This window comes from Thalassobellus sediminis, from assembly GCF_044386045.1.
Taxonomy (GTDB): domain Bacteria; phylum Bacteroidota; class Bacteroidia; order Flavobacteriales; family Flavobacteriaceae; genus Thalassobellus; species Thalassobellus sediminis.
In genome coordinates this window covers 1260221-1278941 of record NZ_JBISCD010000040.1, presented here as the reverse complement: position 1 = coordinate 1278941, position 18721 = coordinate 1260221, and the positions used below count along the sequence as shown (strand labels likewise).

17 protein-coding genes are annotated in these 18721 nt (G+C 30.8%); 8 read left to right on the top strand and 9 right to left on the bottom strand.

Going from position 1 to position 18721, the window contains the following annotated elements; genetic code table 11:
• Positions 1–29 precede the first annotated feature (29 nt).
• Entirely contained in the window at positions 30–1712 is a 1683-nt protein-coding gene (gene ilvD / locus ACH5TW_RS12145; protein WP_439336776.1) for a dihydroxy-acid dehydratase, read from the bottom strand.
• A gap of 605 nt (positions 1713–2317) precedes the next feature.
• On the opposite strand from ilvD, the gene metK reads away from it, so the two are divergent.
• On the top strand, positions 2318–3571 hold the full coding sequence (gene metK / locus ACH5TW_RS12140) for a methionine adenosyltransferase (RefSeq protein WP_439336775.1): 1254 nt from the start codon (positions 2318–2320) through the stop codon (positions 3569–3571).
• 83 nt (positions 3572–3654) lie between these two features.
• On the opposite strand, the gene gldC is transcribed toward metK, so the two are convergent.
• Positions 3655–3990, bottom strand: a complete 336-nt coding sequence (gldC, locus tag ACH5TW_RS12135) for a gliding motility protein GldC (RefSeq protein ID WP_439336774.1) — start codon at positions 3988–3990, stop codon at positions 3655–3657.
• The gene (gldB, locus tag ACH5TW_RS12130) at positions 3990–4952 is read right to left on the bottom strand and encodes a gliding motility lipoprotein GldB (protein WP_500691800.1); all 963 of its coding nucleotides are present in this window, start codon (positions 4950–4952) and stop codon (positions 3990–3992) included. The genes gldC and gldB overlap by 1 nt, the downstream gene beginning before the upstream one ends.
• Positions 4953–5044: 92 nt before the next feature.
• On the opposite strand from gldB, the gene nadE reads away from it, so the two are divergent.
• On the top strand, positions 5045–5833 hold the full coding sequence (gene nadE / locus ACH5TW_RS12125) for an NAD(+) synthase (protein ID WP_439336772.1): 789 nt from the start codon (positions 5045–5047) through the stop codon (positions 5831–5833).
• 103 nt (positions 5834–5936) lie between these two features.
• On the top strand, positions 5937–6566 hold the full coding sequence (locus ACH5TW_RS12120; protein ID WP_439336771.1) for a response regulator: 630 nt from the start codon (positions 5937–5939) through the stop codon (positions 6564–6566).
• 211 nt (positions 6567–6777) lie between these two features.
• Here ACH5TW_RS12120 and dnaG read toward each other — a convergent pair whose 3' ends face one another.
• Entirely contained in the window at positions 6778–8739 is a 1962-nt protein-coding gene (gene dnaG / locus ACH5TW_RS12115) for a DNA primase (RefSeq protein WP_439336770.1), read from the bottom strand.
• A gap of 209 nt (positions 8740–8948) precedes the next feature.
• Between dnaG and ACH5TW_RS12110 the strand changes: the two genes are divergently transcribed.
• Positions 8949–9359 carry an SMI1/KNR4 family protein gene (locus ACH5TW_RS12110; RefSeq protein ID WP_439336769.1) on the top strand — a complete coding sequence of 137 codons (411 nt, stop codon included), beginning with the start codon at positions 8949–8951 and terminating at the stop codon, positions 9357–9359.
• 190 nt (positions 9360–9549) lie between these two features.
• Here the strand turns inward: ACH5TW_RS12110 and ACH5TW_RS12105 are convergent, their stop codons facing one another.
• The 3 genes from ACH5TW_RS12105 to ACH5TW_RS12095 form a co-directional block, all read right to left on the bottom strand.
• Positions 9550–10611 (bottom strand): hypothetical protein, encoded by a 1062-nt coding sequence (locus ACH5TW_RS12105; protein WP_439336768.1) that lies wholly within the window; start codon positions 10609–10611, stop codon positions 9550–9552.
• Between the two features lie 62 nt (positions 10612–10673).
• Positions 10674–11444: a hypothetical protein gene (locus tag ACH5TW_RS12100; RefSeq protein ID WP_439336767.1), complete on the bottom strand. Its 771-nt coding sequence runs from the start codon at positions 11442–11444 to the stop codon at positions 10674–10676.
• The gene (locus ACH5TW_RS12095) at positions 11431–12012 is read right to left on the bottom strand and encodes an RNA polymerase sigma factor (RefSeq protein ID WP_439336766.1); all 582 of its coding nucleotides are present in this window, start codon (positions 12010–12012) and stop codon (positions 11431–11433) included. The genes ACH5TW_RS12100 and ACH5TW_RS12095 overlap by 14 nt, the downstream gene beginning before the upstream one ends.
• Positions 12013–12306: 294 nt before the next feature.
• Between ACH5TW_RS12095 and ACH5TW_RS12090 the strand changes: the two genes are divergently transcribed.
• The 4 genes from ACH5TW_RS12090 to ACH5TW_RS12075 all read left to right on the top strand — a co-directional run bounded on the left by ACH5TW_RS12090 (position 12307) and on the right by ACH5TW_RS12075 (position 16216).
• Positions 12307–13749 (top strand): circularly permuted type 2 ATP-grasp protein, encoded by a 1443-nt coding sequence (locus ACH5TW_RS12090; RefSeq protein WP_439336765.1) that lies wholly within the window; start codon positions 12307–12309, stop codon positions 13747–13749.
• Positions 13750–13764: 15 nt separating this feature from the next.
• Positions 13765–14691, top strand: coding sequence for an alpha-E domain-containing protein (locus ACH5TW_RS12085; protein ID WP_439336764.1), 927 nt, complete (start codon positions 13765–13767; stop codon positions 14689–14691).
• Positions 14692–14701: 10 nt separating this feature from the next.
• Positions 14702–15649, top strand: a complete 948-nt coding sequence (locus ACH5TW_RS12080; RefSeq protein WP_439336763.1) for a transglutaminase family protein — start codon at positions 14702–14704, stop codon at positions 15647–15649.
• 132 nt (positions 15650–15781) lie between these two features.
• Complete coding sequence (locus ACH5TW_RS12075) at positions 15782–16216, top strand: hypothetical protein (protein WP_439336762.1); 435 nt, start codon at positions 15782–15784, stop codon at positions 16214–16216.
• 115 nt (positions 16217–16331) lie between these two features.
• On the opposite strand, the gene ACH5TW_RS12070 is transcribed toward ACH5TW_RS12075, so the two are convergent.
• Positions 16332–17309, bottom strand: coding sequence for a polyprenyl synthetase family protein (locus ACH5TW_RS12070; RefSeq protein ID WP_439336761.1), 978 nt, complete (start codon positions 17307–17309; stop codon positions 16332–16334).
• Positions 17310–17410: 101 nt separating this feature from the next.
• Positions 17411–18451, bottom strand: coding sequence for a dual-specificity RNA methyltransferase RlmN (gene rlmN / locus ACH5TW_RS12065; protein WP_439336760.1), 1041 nt, complete (start codon positions 18449–18451; stop codon positions 17411–17413).
• Positions 18452–18721 lie beyond the last annotated feature (270 nt).

The following is an 18721-nucleotide window of genomic DNA, read 5'->3' as shown; positions in this document are numbered from 1 at the left end:
ATTCCTGCGTATGCAGGAATGACAATTTATTATGCATCAGTAACACATCCTTTAGATGCAGAGGCTACTGATTTTGCATATTTATATAATATTCCTTTTTTATGTTTTAACGCTGGCTGAACCCATTGTGATTTTCTTTCTGCCAATTCTTCATCAGAAAGCAATACATTAATAGAATTATCTTCAGCACTTATTCTAATTTTATCTCCCGTTTTTAATAATCCAATAGCCCCACCTGATTGAGCTTCTGGAGTAATATGTCCTACAACAAAACCATGAGTTCCTCCTGAAAAACGACCATCTGTAATTAAAGCTACCGATTTTCCTAAACCTGCCCCCATAATTAAAGACGTTGGTTTAAGCATTTCTGGCATCCCAGGACCTCCTTTTGGACCGACATATCTAATGACGACCACATCTCCTTTTTCTACTTCTCCGTTTGAAATTCCTGTATTTGCAGCTTGCTCTCCATCATAAACAACGGCCTTACCCTCAAACAACAACCCTTCATTACCAGATATTTTGGCTACAGCTCCTTCTGTTGCTAAATTTCCATAAAGAATCTGTAAATTTCCTGAAGATTTTAAAGCTTTATCTTTTGGATATATAACATCCTGATCATCTTCAAAAGTAAGCGGTTCAACATCAGCTAAATTTTCAGCTAAAGTTTTTCCTGTTACCGTCATACAATCGCCATGTAAATACCCGTTATCTAATAAATATTTCATTACCGCTGGTGTTCCTCCAATGCCATGAACATCTTCCATTAAATATTTTCCACTAGGTTTTAAATCAGCTATTAAAGGCGTTCTATCACTAACTCGTTGAAAATCTTCTAATGTAAATTCTATATCTGCAGCATGTGCAATAGCTAAAAAGTGTAATACGGCATTTGTAGAACCTCCTAAAGCATTTACAATTGCAATAGCATTCTCAATAGATTTTTTAGAAATAATATCTAATGGCTTTAAATCTAATTCTAAAAGGTTTTTAATAGCAATTGCAGTTCTTTCACTTTCTGATAATTTATTCGGATTTTCTGCTGGAATAGAAGAATTATAAGGTAATGCAAACCCCATACATTCTATAGCCGAAGCCATTGTATTTGCAGTATACATACCGCCACAAGCTCCTGCCCCAGGAATAGCACTTTTAATAATTTCTCTATATTCTTCTTCTTCAATTTCTCCTGCTACTTTTTGCCCTAAAGCTTCAAAAGCCGAAACAATATTTAATTTTCTTCCTTTATATTTCCCTGAAGCTATAGTCCCTCCGTACATCATAATTGATGGACGATTTAAACGCAACATCGCTATAACAGCTCCTGGCATATTTTTATCACAACCAACAACAGAAATAAGCGCATCATAACTTTGAGCATTCATTACCGTTTCAATAGAATCTGCAATAATATCACGAGACGCTAAAGAGTAATTCATACCAGAAGTCCCCATAGAAATACCATCACTAACACCTATAGTATTGAATCCTAAACCAACTAAATTGGCTATTTTACATTCAATTTTTACTTCAGCAGCCAAATTATTTAAATGCATATTACACGGGTTACCATCGTATCCTGTACTAGCAATACCCACTTGGGCTTTATTCATATCTTCATCAGTCAAACCAACCGCATATAACATTGCTTGAGATGCAGGTTGAGATTCGTCTTGAGTTAGTCTTTTACTATGTTTATTAAGTTCTTTCATTTTTATTGCAGATAATTTAATCTTTATCTTGGTTTAGTTCTCATTATTCCAAACATTTAAGACTTTTTCCTCAGAATCAAAATATTTGAAATAACGCTCGAAATTAATTTATTAGGTTTTTATTTACGTATTTATTTGATTTACATGGTTAAACTCACAACCACCAAAACAACCATAACCAACTCAAAAACAATGCGTTAACACGTTATTTTTATGATGTTCAAAAAAAAATAAAAAAAGCAATAAAAAAGCCTTCCTTTTACGGGAAAGCTTTTAATAAATATTTTATGTTTAACTATAGCCTTCCTATCTTCATAAAATAATCACAATGACCACAATAAGAATGCTATTTAAAATTTGTTTTTTCATTTTGCTTCAACAAATATTTACAATTAAAATGTAACTACCAACTTTTTATTGAAAAAAGCAAAAAGGAATTCTTTTTTCCTTTTATTTTTTTACTTTTGCAAACACAAATAACAGAGGAAAGATTTGACTGATTGCAACCTCTTTATACAGAATTAAATTCAGTATAAATAAAAATGCTAAAGGCAGTGTAAACTTCCTTCGACGTTATCGTCAAATCTTACTGTAAAATAAATTATATGGCTTATTTATTCACTTCAGAAAGTGTTTCTGAAGGACACCCAGATAAAGTTGCTGATCAAATTAGCGACGCCTTAATTGACAACTTTTTAGCGTTTGATAGCGACAGTAAAGTTGCTTGTGAAACACTGGTTACAACAGGACAAGTTGTACTTGCAGGCGAAGTAAAATCTACCACGTATTTAGACGTTCAAAAAATTGCTAGAGACACCATAAACAAAATTGGTTACACTAAAGGCGAATATATGTTTGACGGAAATTCGTGTGGTGTTTTATCGGCAATACATGAACAATCTGAAGACATTAACCAAGGTGTTGATCGTGGAAGCAAAGAAGAGCAAGGTGCTGGAGACCAAGGGATGATGTTTGGTTATGCTACAAACGAAACTGAAAACTTCATGCCTTTGGCTTTAGATTTATCGCATAGAATTTTAAAAGAACTTGCTCAATTACGTCGTGAGAATAAAGACATCACTTATTTGAGACCAGATTCTAAAAGTCAGGTAACTATAGAATATAGCGATGATAATATTCCGCAACGTATTGATTCTATTGTTGTATCTACACAGCATGACGATTTTGCTGATGATGATACTATGCTTGCAAAAATTAGAAAAGATATTGTTGACATTTTAATACCAAGAGTTGTTTCTAAACTCCCTGAGCAAATTCAGGTATTATTTAATGATGATATTACTTATCATATTAACCCAACAGGAAAATTTGTTATTGGTGGACCTCATGGTGACACTGGATTAACAGGACGAAAAATTATTGTTGACACCTATGGAGGTAAAGGTGCTCATGGTGGTGGTGCTTTTTCTGGAAAAGACCCTAGTAAAGTAGATAGAAGTGCTGCTTATGCAACACGTCATATTGCTAAAAACTTAGTAGCTGCGGGTGTTGCCGATGAAATTTTAGTACAAGTAAGTTACGCTATTGGCGTGGTAGAACCTATGGGGATTTTTATTGACACTTACGGAACTTGCCCGTTTAATATGACCGATGGAGAAATTGCTAAAAAAGTATCAACTATTTTTGATATGCGACCATTTGCTATTGAAGAACGCTTAAAATTACGTGCTCCTATATATAGCGAAACTGCTGCTTACGGACACATGGGGCGCACAAACGAAACGGTTACAAAAACATTTAGCCAACCCAACGGAGATACAAAAACGCTAGATGTAGAATTATTTACATGGGAAAAACTAGATTACGTTGATAAAATAAAAGAAGTTTTTGAATTATAGACTTCTATTTATTATTTATAAAAACAAAAAAGACTCGCAATTGCGAGTCTTTTTTGTTTAACCTATAAGCAAGTTAATTTCTTCTATTTTTTAATTTCTAATTTTTCGGCAAAATAATCACAAAAATCTTTCATTGTAGCAGTCATTCTTTCATCTTGTGTTGCTCTTTTAAAAGTATCACTCATAGCAACTAAGGTTTGATGAAAAAACACTTTCATTTCATCTACAGGCATATCTTTGGTCCATAAATCTATTCGCAAGGATTCCTTTGCTTTAGAATCCCATACGGAAAGCATCATAGCTTTTGCTTCTTCATTTGTAATGCCTCCATCTTCTGCTGTCCAAAATAATTTTTCTGGCACTTTATTAGCATCAAGTTCTACATTCAATTCTATTTTAGAGGTTTTATTCTCAGCCATTATTTACGTGGTTTAAATTTTGAGTTATTAAAAATATCTTCAGTGCTTGTTATAAGCATCTGTTTTAAGGTTACATCATTTTGTTCCATATAAGCCCTTACAATTTGCCAACCTATATATTGACCTAAGCGACCAGGTGATGCAGCATCAATTTCTTCTAAATAAAACTTAGAAAAGGGTGCAGGATTTATAAAACGCCCTAATAGTTTTGCATCGGTACTAAACAGCAATTCACGTTCAACAAAATAAATCCAAATTAAACTTTCATTTGCCATTGCCCAATTTAATCCTTCTTGCGAATAACCAATACGCTGCGACTCTGTTTTAAAAGGTACAACTGCATCTTTAAAATATAATTGCTTACCAAAATAAATCATTTCATCTAGAAACGTTTTATTTGGCTTTTGGTAAATATATCGTTTAGAATATTCACCAGCTAAATCAACAACAATTTGCTCTTTAGTTAAATCTTCTCTTATATATTTTGGTATGTTAGCGTAAAATTCATGCTCGCCTCCTAAATAAGTATCTAAAGCTATAACATCAATAGTATCTGAAACAAAAATTTTATTTCTATAATCTACATAACTTGTAGTAGTTATAACTCTAGGCGGATTAAATTCTGGGAAATAATATTTAATATGATTAAAAAGCGACTCTATTTCTTTTTCTGTTTCTGAAAAATCTGAAAACACTTTACTTACTTCAGCATATAACTGTAATTGTAACGTGTCTTTTTTTGTTTCTGCCCAAGTTGAATCGGTATAATTTTCAGAAAACATAAATGGATATGCTTTCCTTAAAGCAGGCAAATCTTTTAAATTTGTTTTAGAAGCCAGCAGATCGAACCTTTCTACCATTACATTATTATCAATTTCAGCTATTCTAGCTTCTAAATCATTATCATTTTTACAAGAAAAAACAATCGATAACATTAATATAGGCAATAATAAGTGTTTCATAGCAAACTTAAACGTCATAAATTTTTATTAATTGAGCGATTCGTTTATTTTTGTTTGCAAAGGTACTATTCTCAGATTTAAATTCATTTAATATGCATACAGAAAAAGTTGTAGACTACATTGTTAACTGGTTAAAAGACTACGCAACAAATGCGGGAGTTAATGGTTTTGTAATAGGAATTTCAGGCGGTATAGATTCTGCTGTTACATCTACATTATGTGCAAAAACTGGATTAAATGTATTATGTATTGAAATGCCTATTCATCAAGCTGAAAGTCACGTTACAAGAGCTCAAGAACATATTAAACAATTGAAAAGCAAATTTGGTAACGTTAGCGATACTAGAGCCGATTTAACACCCGTTTTTGAAGAATTTAAAACAGAAGTATTTTTTGATGGCGACCAAGCTACCATTGACATGGCCTTAGCAAATACAAGAGCGCGTTTACGAATGACAACTTTATATTATTATGCTGGACTATACAAACTATTAGTTGCAGGAACTGGTAATAAAGTAGAAGATTTCGGAGTTGGTTTTTACACTAAATATGGTGATGGCGGTGTTGATTTAAGTCCAATTGCAGATTTATTAAAATCTCAAGTTTATGAATTAGGAAACTATTTAGAAGTTCCTGAATCTATTATGAAAGCTGCTCCAAGTGATGGCTTGTTTGGTGACGCTAGAAGTGATGAAGACCAAATAGGGGCTTCATACCCAGAGCTTGAGTGGGCAATGAAAATGGATGCTGAAGGTAAAACAGCAAATGATTTTTCAGGCAGAAAACAAACCGTATTTAAAATATACAAAAGATACAACTCGACTAACAAACATAAGATGATTCCGATTCCAATTTGCGAAATTCCTAACAATTTGCTTTAACCTTTGCAAAATATATAAAAAAGCATTACTTTTACCGCAAGCTTATTCTCTCAATTATAATACTCTCTCTTATATTAACTATTATAAAAAAAGCTTTAAGATTATGATTAAATTATTAATAGCAGATAATCACCCAATTATCAGAAAAGGTTTAGAACTACTTTTTACAGCTTCATCAAACATTGAAGTAGTAGGAAGCTTAGAAGACGGAGATGAAATCCTTGATTTTATCAAAAAAAATCCTGTAGACATTATTTTAATGGAAGCTGATTTCCCAAAACTTAATGGTTTAACTGTGTTACGTTATTTAAAAAATGACTATCCAGATATTAAAACTATTATTTTTAGTGGTCAACCAGAAGAAGTATATGCCATAAACGCCATTAAAGCTGGTGCTTCTGGATATATTTCAAAATCAGTTAACATTATTACTATTAGTGAAGCTATAGTAAAAGTTTATGAAGGTGGCATTCATTTAAGTAATGAATTAACACAACAATTAGCTTTTGGTACGCGCACTAACAAAAGTGGTTCCTTTTACAAAAAACTATCAACTAGGGAAGCAGAAGTTTTAAAACTTTTGACTGTTGGTAGAAAAAACAAAGAAATTTCTAAAGAATTAAACATTAACGAAAAAACGGTTAGTACTTATAAAGCCCGCTTAATGCGCAAGCTTAAAGTTACAAATTTAGTTGATTTAGTTAACCAAGCAAAAATTGCTTCGGAGTTATAAAACTCTGTTTAGCTTTATAGACAGTAACATTTTAAGCCTGAGTAGTGTTTTACTTTTTTCAAGTAGTATAACCTCTTGTTACTGTTATTTTATAAAGTTTATTGCTAGAATTCTTTTACTTTAAATCTATTAAAACTAAATAGATTTAAAGTAATTTCTAAAACTAAAAAATAACGCTAATTTTCTAAAAGAAAATTAGCGTTATTTTTTTCTACAAAACTCTATTTAACTTTCTAGACAACAGCATTTTTAAACCAGAATAATCCTTTACTTCTTCAAGTATATTTCTATTGGAGTCACTTATATTTTGCATCGTTTCTTGTTGAAATTCTTTTACTTTTAAATCTATTAAGAAACAACGTAAACTTAAAATAGTTTCACTAACTAACTGCGCAATACTATGTGTTTTTTCTTTTGGGAAGATATTCATTCTATTCCAGTTATCTAAAGTATAACGTTCGTCCTCCATTAAGATAGTGGTTATTTCGTTAGACATATCTGGATCTACTGAATTTATAAATGTTTTAAGTTCAAAATCTGGACTTTGGTTTAACCTATCTATAATCGTATAATACATGATTTTAAAATGAGGATTTGTAAATTCCATTTCATCATCCTGTAAATCCAAAAACACCTTCTCGAACACTTTAGTCCGATGTATTTCTGGTTCTAAAACCAATTCACCTTTATCATTTTCTTTTAAAACCAAGTCTTCAAAATCCTCTTCTTTATTTCCATAAAGCAATAGCACTTCAATTATTTTACGCTCTAAAAGGTATTGCACATCTACCTTCTTAACAGGTTGTGGTTCATGCTTAATAACATCAAATGCTTTTTGGCTCTTTTTAAGCTGCTTGGTTTCTTCTTGAGTTTCTTTTTTATCAATTTGAGCTAGTGTACTAAAAAGCACCTCCTCACTAATATCCATAATTCTAGCACATTCCTGTATATAAATTTCCTTTTTTATATGATCTGGAATTTTAGAAATACTATTTACAATATCTCTAACTGTTTCTGCTTTTTTTATAGGATCGTTTTTAGATTCTTCAAATAAAATAGATGCCTTAAACTGAATAAAATCTTTAGCATTATCTGCTAAATAAAGAGACAACTCTTCAAGTGTATTTTGTTTAGCAAAGCTATCGGGGTCTTCACCTTCTGGAAACGTACAAACTTTAACGTTCATACCTTGCTCTAGAATTAAATCGATACCTCTTAACGACGCTCGCATACCTGCAGCATCACCATCAAAAAGCACCGTAATGTTTTTTGTAAGCCTATTTATTAATCGTATTTGTTCTGAAGTTAAAGCCGTACCAGAAGAGGACACCACATTTGTAATTCCTGTTTGGTGAAACTGAATAACATCTGTATACCCTTCAACTAAATAACAATTATCTTCTTTAGCAATACTTTGCTTTGCATGAAAAATACCATACAACACTTTACTTTTATGATAAAGCTCACTCTCTGGCGAGTTCACATATTTTGCAGCCTTTTTATCTGCAATAAGAATACGACCGCCAAAACCTAAAACACGACCACTCATACTCTTAATAGGAAACATAATACGGCCTTTAAATCTATCAAAGCGTTTATCTTCCTTAACAATAGTCAATCCTGTTTTTGCTAAAAAATCAAGTTTATAACCTTGTTTTAAAGCTTCATCTGTAAAGGCTTGCCATTCGTTTAGAGAATAACCTAAATCGAATTTTTTTATAGTATCTTCTGTAAAACCTCGTTCTTTAAAATAACTTAAACCTATAGATTTACCTTGATCTGTTTTATGTAATATTTTTTGAAAATAGGTGTTAGCAAACTCACTTACCAGGTATAAACTTTCACGTTCATTGGCTTGTTCTTTTTGTTCATTGCTTTGCTCGGTCTCTTCAATTTCAATATTATATTTTTTGGCAAGATATTTTATAGCTTCTGGATACGTAAAATGCTCATGCTCCATTAAAAAAGATACCGCAGTTCCTCCTTTACCTGTAGAAAAATCTTTCCATATCTGCTTTACTGGCGATACCATAAAACTAGGAGAACGCTCATCACTAAACGGACTTAAGCCTTTAAAATTACTTCCCGCTTTTTTTAACTGAACAAAATCACCTATAACCTCCTCTACTCGAGCGGTTTCAAATACTAAATCTATGGAAGCTGGCGATATCAATATGGAAAATTTAGTTTAAAAAGTTAAAACTTTATATTTAAAATGTAAATGTAATTATAAACTATTGATTTTTGAAATTTACAATTATTTAGACACTTGAATTTGTCAGAAAAAATAGCTAACTTCGTTTAGCGTATGATCTAAAACATTAAAACGATTTCATATCAACTTAGTTCGCATTAATTTAAAGCAACCTACATTTAAACTTTATGTTAGAGAAAATTATAATTGAATTAAAACAGTTTGGAATTACTTTCAACAGAAAATCTCAAAAAGAAGATTTAATAAAACTGACAAAGACTGTTGATTTTGACTTTCCAAATGACTTTAAAGATTTCTATCTCTTTGCTAATGGATATTCAGACTATATTGGCTTTGAAAGACAACACATATGGGATATTAATAAAATATCTGAAGAAAACACTAGTTTAGATAAGGTTTATATAAAGTTTTGCGACACGATGTTATCCTGCCCTTGGATTGGTTTTTCTAGAAAAGACGGAAAAATCTATAAAGGTTATGGGCTTGAAAATGAATTTGATGGAAATGCTGAATATGTAGCAGAAACTTTTACAGATTTTTTAAAACTTCTGACTTGCGATTCGAAAAAATTATATTAAAAAATTAATGCTAACAAAGTATAAAAATAATGATTAAATTTATTCCTAAATCAAAAAGACAGCTCGTATTTGGTCTCTCTGATTTTCCTATGGAAAATCCTCAGACACAAAACCGTACTATTCTTATACACAACCGCTAAACGAACAAACAAAAAAAGACCTCATAAGTATGAAGTCATTTTGTGATTAATTAATCCATATCAAAGCGTAAACCCACAGAAATATTATGTTTGTCAACAATTTGATCTTTAAAAATGGGTGACAAGTCATATTTCACATATAATGCGGTATCTCCAAAAGCTAAATATGTACTTAAACCATATATTAAATTACTGGTATTTAAGCCTCCTTTTTGTTTGTCCTTTTTACGTTTTCCATCTAATTCATATTTTAATTTTTGACGTGTCCCAATATTAAAACCTCCATAAGCTCCTATTCCAAATTTAAATTGTTTTTCTGTTGAATATCTAAAATAAGTGTCCCTTTCTATTTTTTTAGATGGTCCGAATTCAAAATGCACAGGAAACACTAAATTGGTCATAGATAATTTAGATTTCTTAAGGTTTTCAGGAAACACCTGCAACACTGTTTCATCACCTTGCTTAACAAAATATTGATTATCATTTGGTTTTAAACCATTTATTTGAAGCGAATACCCGTACTTAAGACGCAAGAAATTAGTATTCTTAAACACTCGTGTTTTCCACGCCCAACCTATTTCGAAAAAGCGAGATCCTCCAAACTTATATGGTGAATCATCTAGATTTTCATTTTCTACAATAGCATTATTTAAACCAAAAGCTAATACAAAATCACTTGATGTACGCTCATCGTATTTTTTAGGCTTATCCTTTTTTTTAGCAATTGAATAAGGCACATTATCTACAACTATACCAAATTTATGGTCAACACCTGATTTATTCAAACCATATTCATTTCTTTTAAGAAGTTCTATTTTATTATTTACAATAGCAATTCTATTTTCAATATTTAAAGCATGTTTTTTAGCAGCTTCTTTTTTTAAATTTTCTGATTCTAAAAAAGTGATTTCACTATTTTCTAACCGTTTATTAATAGCAACAACCTCTTCTTTTAAATAACCACGCTCCTGTTCTTGTATGGTTATTTTAATCTTTTCTAACATTTCTATATTTTTCCTATTTTTAATCTCAGGTAAAGAATCTTGCGCATTGATTAAGTGCACATTTAAACTTAGTATGAATACCACTAAGCATTTAGTAATTGTTTGCATAACTGTTCGTTTTTTAGTCCATAATGGACATTAATTTATAATTGATTGATTTGATGATTTTTTTAATCGTTTCGTTGAGCAACCGCTGTTTTAACCGAATTATAACTTGCCTTGATAGCTTTAAAAACTTTTTCTCTAAAAGATTTATCTAATTCTTGTTCCACATCTTGAAGTAATGCATTTGCATCAACTAATCCTGTTGTTTCATTTAACATTCTATTTAATCTAATTTCTTGCTGAGCTTGTAACAGTAAGGCATCAATATCATCATCTGTTACTTCTGTTTTCGATCCTTTTAAATCTTGCACTTGCGCTACAACATCTTTTATTTTTTGATCTTCAAAAGACAATTTTTCTTTTAAAATTTCTGATGATTTAATATCTACATCTTTTTTAATTACTTCTAATTCTTCTTTACTTGAAGCTGTAACAACATTATTTAAATTATTATTTTTTAAAACTTCGCTAGCTTTTTCCTTTATATAATGCTTAGTTTCATTTAATTCTTTTGTCACTTTATTGCCTTCAAAACCTTTCTCTTTAATAGTTTCTTCAACAATTACATTATTTGAATCTTGAATAATAACCTCTGGTGTATCAACCACTTTAGGTAAATCTTCAACTTGAGTTTCTTTATTTAAAAATTGAGAAACAACCAATAAAACACCAACAATACTTGCAGCCAAACCAATCCACCAATACGGCTTATTGTGCTTTATCTCTTTATGCTCATCTAATTGATTAGACAATTTACTCCAAGCATTCGCTGAAGGCTTGAGACTTCTATTTTCAAGCTTCTCTTTTATGTCTTCTTCAAATTTAATTGGTGCCATAGCTTGCTATTTTATTTAATTTTCTTAATTTTTCTTGAAGCATTTTTCGTGCTTTAAATAATTGCGATTTTGATGTGCCTTCATTAATATTTAACAACTCTGAAATTTCATGATGCTTATAACCTTCAATTGCATACATAACAAATACCATTCTATAACCTTCAGGAAGCGCATCTATTAATTGTTGTATTTCTTCTACTTCAACATTTGTAATTATATCATTCGCATATGAATCGTTATTAATCACATTGTCTTCTATAGAAAACTCAACATTCTTTTGCTGTCTTAAAAACGAAATGGCTTCTCTAACCATAATTTTACGTATCCAACCTTCAAAGCTGCCTTCATTTTTAAATTTTTTTAAATTAGAAAACACTTTAAAAAAACCTTTCAACATAACATCTTCAGCATATTGCATATCCTTAACATAATACCTACAAACGCTCAACATTTTTGGAGCATGCATTTCGAATAACACATGTTGTGCTTCACGATTATTTTTCAACGCTTTTTTTATAAGTGCCAATTCGTTTTTATGGAGTTGAATAACTTTCAAAAATGATGTCATTTTGCTTTCTATTTATAAAGACGCAAATACTATACAAATGGTTGCCCAAAAGGTTAATAATTTTTAAAACTAATGTATGCTTAAAGATATAAAAGAGTAAACAATAATTACATAACACCTTATTCTATCAATTATTTATCTAATAATTTAGATATTCAAAAAATGCAATCATTATTAAAAAACTATTGATTTTTTATCAATTTTAAATAAATGTTAAATTTTATTCACTTATACCTTTGAATGACTGAAAATAATTTACCAATTAACTATATTTGGGTAAATACTCTATAGCCTATGGACAATAATCATCTTTTTTCATCATATGACAAGCTTCCAAAAACTTGGGACGAAATGTACAATGACAATGCAGATTTTAGGACACAATACGAAGCATTTATAAAATATTTAGAAAAGACTTCTCCTGAAAAACTGACTAAAAAAGAAGATTTATCCAAACACCTATTTATGAGTCAGGGTGTAACCTTTACCGTTTATAACGACAATGAAGGTATTGAAAAAATATTCCCGTTTGATATTGTACCAAGAATTATTACTGCTTCAGAATGGAGTAAAATTGAAAGCGGTATTAAACAAAGGCTAAAAGCTTTAAATCTGTTTATTAAAGACATTTATAACGAACAGTTTATTTTAAAAGATGGTATCATTCCTGCAGAATTAATTTATTCTTGCCCTAATTTTTTACGCGAAATGAAAGGCGTAAAAGTACCACATGATGTTTACATACAAATATCTGGTGTTGATTTAATTAGAAACAATGATGGCGAATTTTATGTACTTGAAGATAATTTAAGAACTCCTTCTGGAGTAAGTTACATGCTTGAAAACAGAGAAATATCCAAACGATTATTCCCTGGTATTCTACCTAAAAACAATGTAAGGTCGGTGTCTAACTATCCAAACATGCTACATAAAAAGCTTAAAGAGCTTTCAAACATATCTAATCCTAATATTGTTTTACTTACTCCTGGTATTTACAACTCGGCATATTACGAACACACAACACTAGCTAGATTAATGGGAATTGATTTAGTAGAAGGAAGCGACTTAGTTGTTAAAAACCACTTTGTTTATATGAAAACCACTAATGGTTTAAAACAAGTTGATGTAATATACAGACGTGTTGATGATGATTTTTTAGATCCGCTAGAATTTAATGCTGAAAGTGTTTTAGGTGTTGCTGGTATTATGGCTGTTTACCGAAAAGGGAATGTAAATATTGTAAATGCTCCAGGAACTGGTATTGCAGATGATAAAGCTATTTACATTTATGTGCCAGACATGATTAAATATTATTTAGACGAAGAACCTATATTAAAAAACATAGAAACCTACCAATTAGGAAGACCAGACGAGTTGGAACATGTTATTAAAAACATAAAAGACATGGTTATTAAAAAAACCGATGGTAGTGGTGGATATGGTATGCTTATGGGACATGAAGCTTCAGATGACGAAATTGAAGATTACATAAAAAATGTCAAGAAAAAGCCAGATAACTTTATAGCACAACCCATTTTAAGACTTTCTACAGCTCCTTGCTATATTGACGGTAAATTATCTCCTAGATGTATAGACTTAAGACCATTTGCACTATCTGGTCGCGATGGTATAGATATATGTCCTGGAGGACTAACTAGAGTCGCATTAAAAAAAGGATCGTTAGTTGTAAATAGTTCTCAAGGTGGTGGTAGTAAAGACACATGGGTTATTCAATAATATAAAACAAAAAACATGTTAAGTAGAGTAGCAAATAATCTTATTTGGTTAGATAGATATATGGAACGCGGTAATGGTATTTTAAATTTACTACATGTAAATTTTTATGCCAATCAAGACTCTCCCGAACTATTTTCTTGGACACCAATTATTAAAAATTTCACACCTCCTGAGAATCAATTTTACACAGAAGATGCTATAGAATGTATCGATTTTATGGTCTTTAATACTAGCAACTCTAACTCTATTTTAAATATAGTTACCAAAGCTAGAGAAAATGCCAGAAGTGTTCAAGAGCATATATCTAGAGAATTATGGTTGTGTATTAATAATTATTATCTATACCTTACAAATAAAGATTTACCAAAAAAGTTAAGAGAAGAAGATCCTATACAGTTTTTAGAAGATTTAAGAAAACACCATTTAATTTACTACGGAACTGCCGATAATACTCAAGAACGTGGTCCATCGTATTATTTTATGAATGTTGGTAAATTTTTAGAACGTGTTATTCTTATTTCCGATTTTACATCACTTAAACTGTACGACATTGGAAATACATCAGACGACTTAGAGAAAAGTTTCTATTGGAAAAACCTATTATTATCTATTGGTGGTTATCAATTATATTTAAAAACACATAAATCTACTTTTACAGAAGAGCATGTAATAAGCATGGTTTTTCAGGATAAGTTATTCCCTAGATCGGTGTATTACTGTATTAATAAATTAAGCCGACATATTAATCAGCTTATTGAGAGCAATCAACTAGAAAGAAATAATATTGAATTTTTATTAGGAAAACTTGAAAGCACCATCAAGTATACAACCATTGAAAATATAAAAACTCAAGGTTTACATAATTTTATTTATGATATTAAAGAAGACATTAGAAATATTTCATTGAATATTAATGCCGTTTACTTTTCACAAAACAATTAATCTTTAATTTATGGCTACCTTTTTTATTAAACATATCACAAAATATACGTATAGTGATGCTATAATTGATGGCGCAACACTTACTAGATTACACCCTATTAATGATGATTACCAAAAAGTAGCATCGCATTTAATATCTATTACCAACAATCCGTATATAGAATCGTTTACTGATGCTTTTAATAACAGAGTTGGAACTTTTATGGTTACCGACCCACATCATGAATTAAACATTACTTCTGAAATAGAAGTTATAACTTATAATAAGTTATTTCCTGAAGATACTATTGAAGTAGAAAAACAGTGGGATGAACTAAAATCAACAAAATACAATATAGATTTTATTGACTTTTTAAGACACAAACCATTTAATGGCAGTCAAGATATAGACGACTTAATTGCAGAAAAAAACCTTGTTACAAAAACACCCTATAAAGCCGCACTTGAAATTTCTCAATATATTTATGAGAACTTTAAATACATTCAAGGTATTACAGATGTTAATACTCCGCTAGATGATGTTTGGCAATTAAAAGCAGGTGTTTGTCAAGATTTTACAAATGTACTTTTACAGATGCTTAGAACACTTGGTATTCCTGCGCGTTATGTTAGTGGTTATATTTGCCCAAGTGATGATATAACAAGAGGAGAAGGAGCTACCCATGCATGGATTGAAGCCTATATTCCGTTTTACGGATGGCTTGGTATAGACCCAACAAATAATACCATAGCAAACGAAAACCATGTTAGACTAGCAATTGGTAGAGATTACAACGATTGTTCTCCTGTAAAAGGTGTTTTTAAAGGCACAGGTGAAGCACAAATGCAAGTAACTGTTGAAGTAAAAACATCAAAAATCCCTAAAGATTCTTCACCAGAATTAACTACAGCTACAAAAACCGACAATAGTTATAAACGAAACTTAGAACTTATTCAGCAAATACAGCAACAGCAGTAATTTAAAACACTTATCTACAATTAGCTATTCCTCTTTCAACAACTTAACTTCGTCTGAAATTTTAGCTAAATTCGTATTATATTAAATATAAAACATTGAACCTATTTCACATCAATGTCATTATCTGCAATTATGAAAAAAACACTTTTAATTATATTCTTTGTTTCTTTTAAAATGCTTTCTCAAGAAAATGTAGAAATGCCTATTTTTCCTTCTTGTGAAGAAAACGAAAACCTCAAAAAGTGTTTTCATGCTAATATCGCAAAGCATTTAATTAAAAACACTGATTACGAATTAGTTAATGATGAAGACACGGAGTATTATATAGAGAATATTGACGAAACTGAAAACCCTAATGAGATAAAAACTGAAATAGTCAAATGTTTTTTCACAATTGACTATCAGGGAAAAACAAAAAAAGTTCGGATACAAGGAAATATTAACCGAGATATACGAAAAAAATTCAAGGATAATTTAAAAAAACTTCCTATAATGAAACCTGGAACTCTAAATGAAAAACCTGTTAATATTCCTTTTGTTCTACCAGTATTAGTAAAGCAATACTAATTTCAAAATACTAAAACGCAAAGAATATCTATATATCAATTGAAAAATTCTAGTTAAATCTGATTAGAGATAAAAAAATTAAACAAAAACAGATAACAGTCTATATAAAACATTTTTATTTTTTTCTATCAATGACATAATTCACCATAAGTTCAAGTGAATTTCTATAATCTGATTCTGGATACTTCTGAAGTATTTCTAACGCTTCTGTTTGAAATTGTTTCATTTTAGTAATGGCATAATCTAAACCACCTTTATCTTTAACAAACGCAATCACTTCTTTGACCCGTTTTGTATCTTTATTATGATTTTTAATAGAATTTATAAGCCACTTTTTATCTTTCTTTGAAGCTTGATTTAATACATGAATTAAAGGCAAGGTCATTTTTTGCTCTTTAATATCTATACCTGTTGGCTTTCCTATTTGGGTATCGCCATAATCAAATAAATCGTCTTTTATTTGAAATGCCATTCCTATAAGCTCACCAAACTTTCGCATGGCTTCTACATCTGGCGATTCTGGCTTTACAGACGCTGCACCCAAACTACAACAAGCAGCTATTAAAGTGGCTGTTTTTTGGCGGATAATTTCATAATAAATATCCTCAGTAATATCAAGCTTACGTGCTTTTTCTATTTGAAGCAACTCGCCCTCACTCATTTCTCGCACCGCGATTGAAATGATTTTAAGTAAGTCGAAGTCGTTATTATCAATACTTAAAAGCAATCCTTTAGACAGTAAATAATCGCCAATTAAAACGGCTATTTTATTTTTCCAAAGGGCATTTACAGAAAAGAATCCGCGACGCATATTACTATCGTCCACCACATCATCATGCACTAAAGTAGCAGTATGTATTAATTCTATAACCGAAGCACCTCTATAAGTTCTATCACTTATCTCGCCATTAGACACCATTTTAGAAACCAAAAAAACAAACATAGGACGCATTTGTTTACCTTTACGGTTAACCATATAATGAGTTATTCTGTTTAGCAATGCTACTTTACTAGCCATAGACAGCTGAAACTTTTGTTCGAAAAGTTCCATTTCGTAAGCTATAGGTTGTTTTATTTGTTCTACTATTTTCATTCGGTACTTAAAGATACTATTTCAGATGAATTATTTTAAAAAATTTGTTTTATTTCTCACGAAGATTCACGTCTTCGCGGGAATGACAAAAAGCAAACAATTTAACTTTTATTAGCTAATTGTCCGCAAGCGGCATCAATATCTTTTCCTCTACTTCGTCTTACTGTAACCGTAATATTATTTTTTTCTAAAACATCAACATACATATCTAAGGCTTTAGATTGTGCTTGTTGAAACTCGCCATCGTCAATAGGATTATACTCAATAAGATTGACTTTACTTGGTGCAAATTTGCAAAATTCGACTAAGGCATCGACATCTTTTCGCTTATCGTTAATTCCATCCCAAACAACATACTCGTAAGTAATTCTATTTTTTGTTTTTGCATACCAGTATTCTAACGCATCTCTCAAGTCTTTTAATGGAAACGTAGCGTTAAAAGGCATGATAGAGGTTCTTACCTCATCAATAGCCGAGTGTAATGATACTGCAAGTTTAAACCTAACATCATCATCGGCCATTTTTTTAATCATTTTAGGAACACCCGACGTAGACACAACTATACGCTTTGGCGACATCCCTAATCCTTCTGGAGAAGTTATCTTATCGATAGCCTTTATAACGTTATTATAATTCATGAGCGGTTCTCCCATACCCATAAAAACAATATTACTTAGTGGGCGGTTATGATACAGTTTACTTTCGTTATCGATAGTAACTACTTGATCATAAATTTCATCTGGATTTAAATTACGCATACGTTTTAAACGCGCAGTAGCACAAAAACGGCAATCTAAACTACAACCAACCTGACTAGAAACACAAGCTGTGGTTCGAGTTTTTGTTGGTATTAAAACAGATTCTACAATTAAACCATCATGCAAACGCACAGCATTTTTAACTGTACCATCGCTACTACGCTGCATATTATCAACTTTGATATGATTTATAACAAAGTTATCTTCTAGCATTTGACGTGTTTCTTTCGATATATTAGTCATATCCTCGAAAGTATGCGCTGCTTTTTGCCACAACCATTCGTAAACCTGATTGCCTCGAAACGCTTTATCACCTTGTTTTTCAAAGAAGTCTCTAAGTTCTTCTTTGGTTAATGCACGTATGTCTTTTTTCTTGATATCCATTGAAATGCAAAAATATGAAAAAAAGCCTCCTTAATAGTCCAAAGAAAGAAACTCTTCTCTGAATAGGTTTACTTATTTAATTCTTTATTTAATGAATTTTAAATTGAAGTTGTGAGTTGCATTAGTGATTGAGGTATTGTTGTATTTATAACACAAAAAATCTACTACCGAAATATTTATATTCATGAGTTTATTAATTTTAAATAAAAAACCACGAATAAAGCACGACTCTTTTTGGAAATACCCAAATAAAAGCAATAAAAAAGCCTT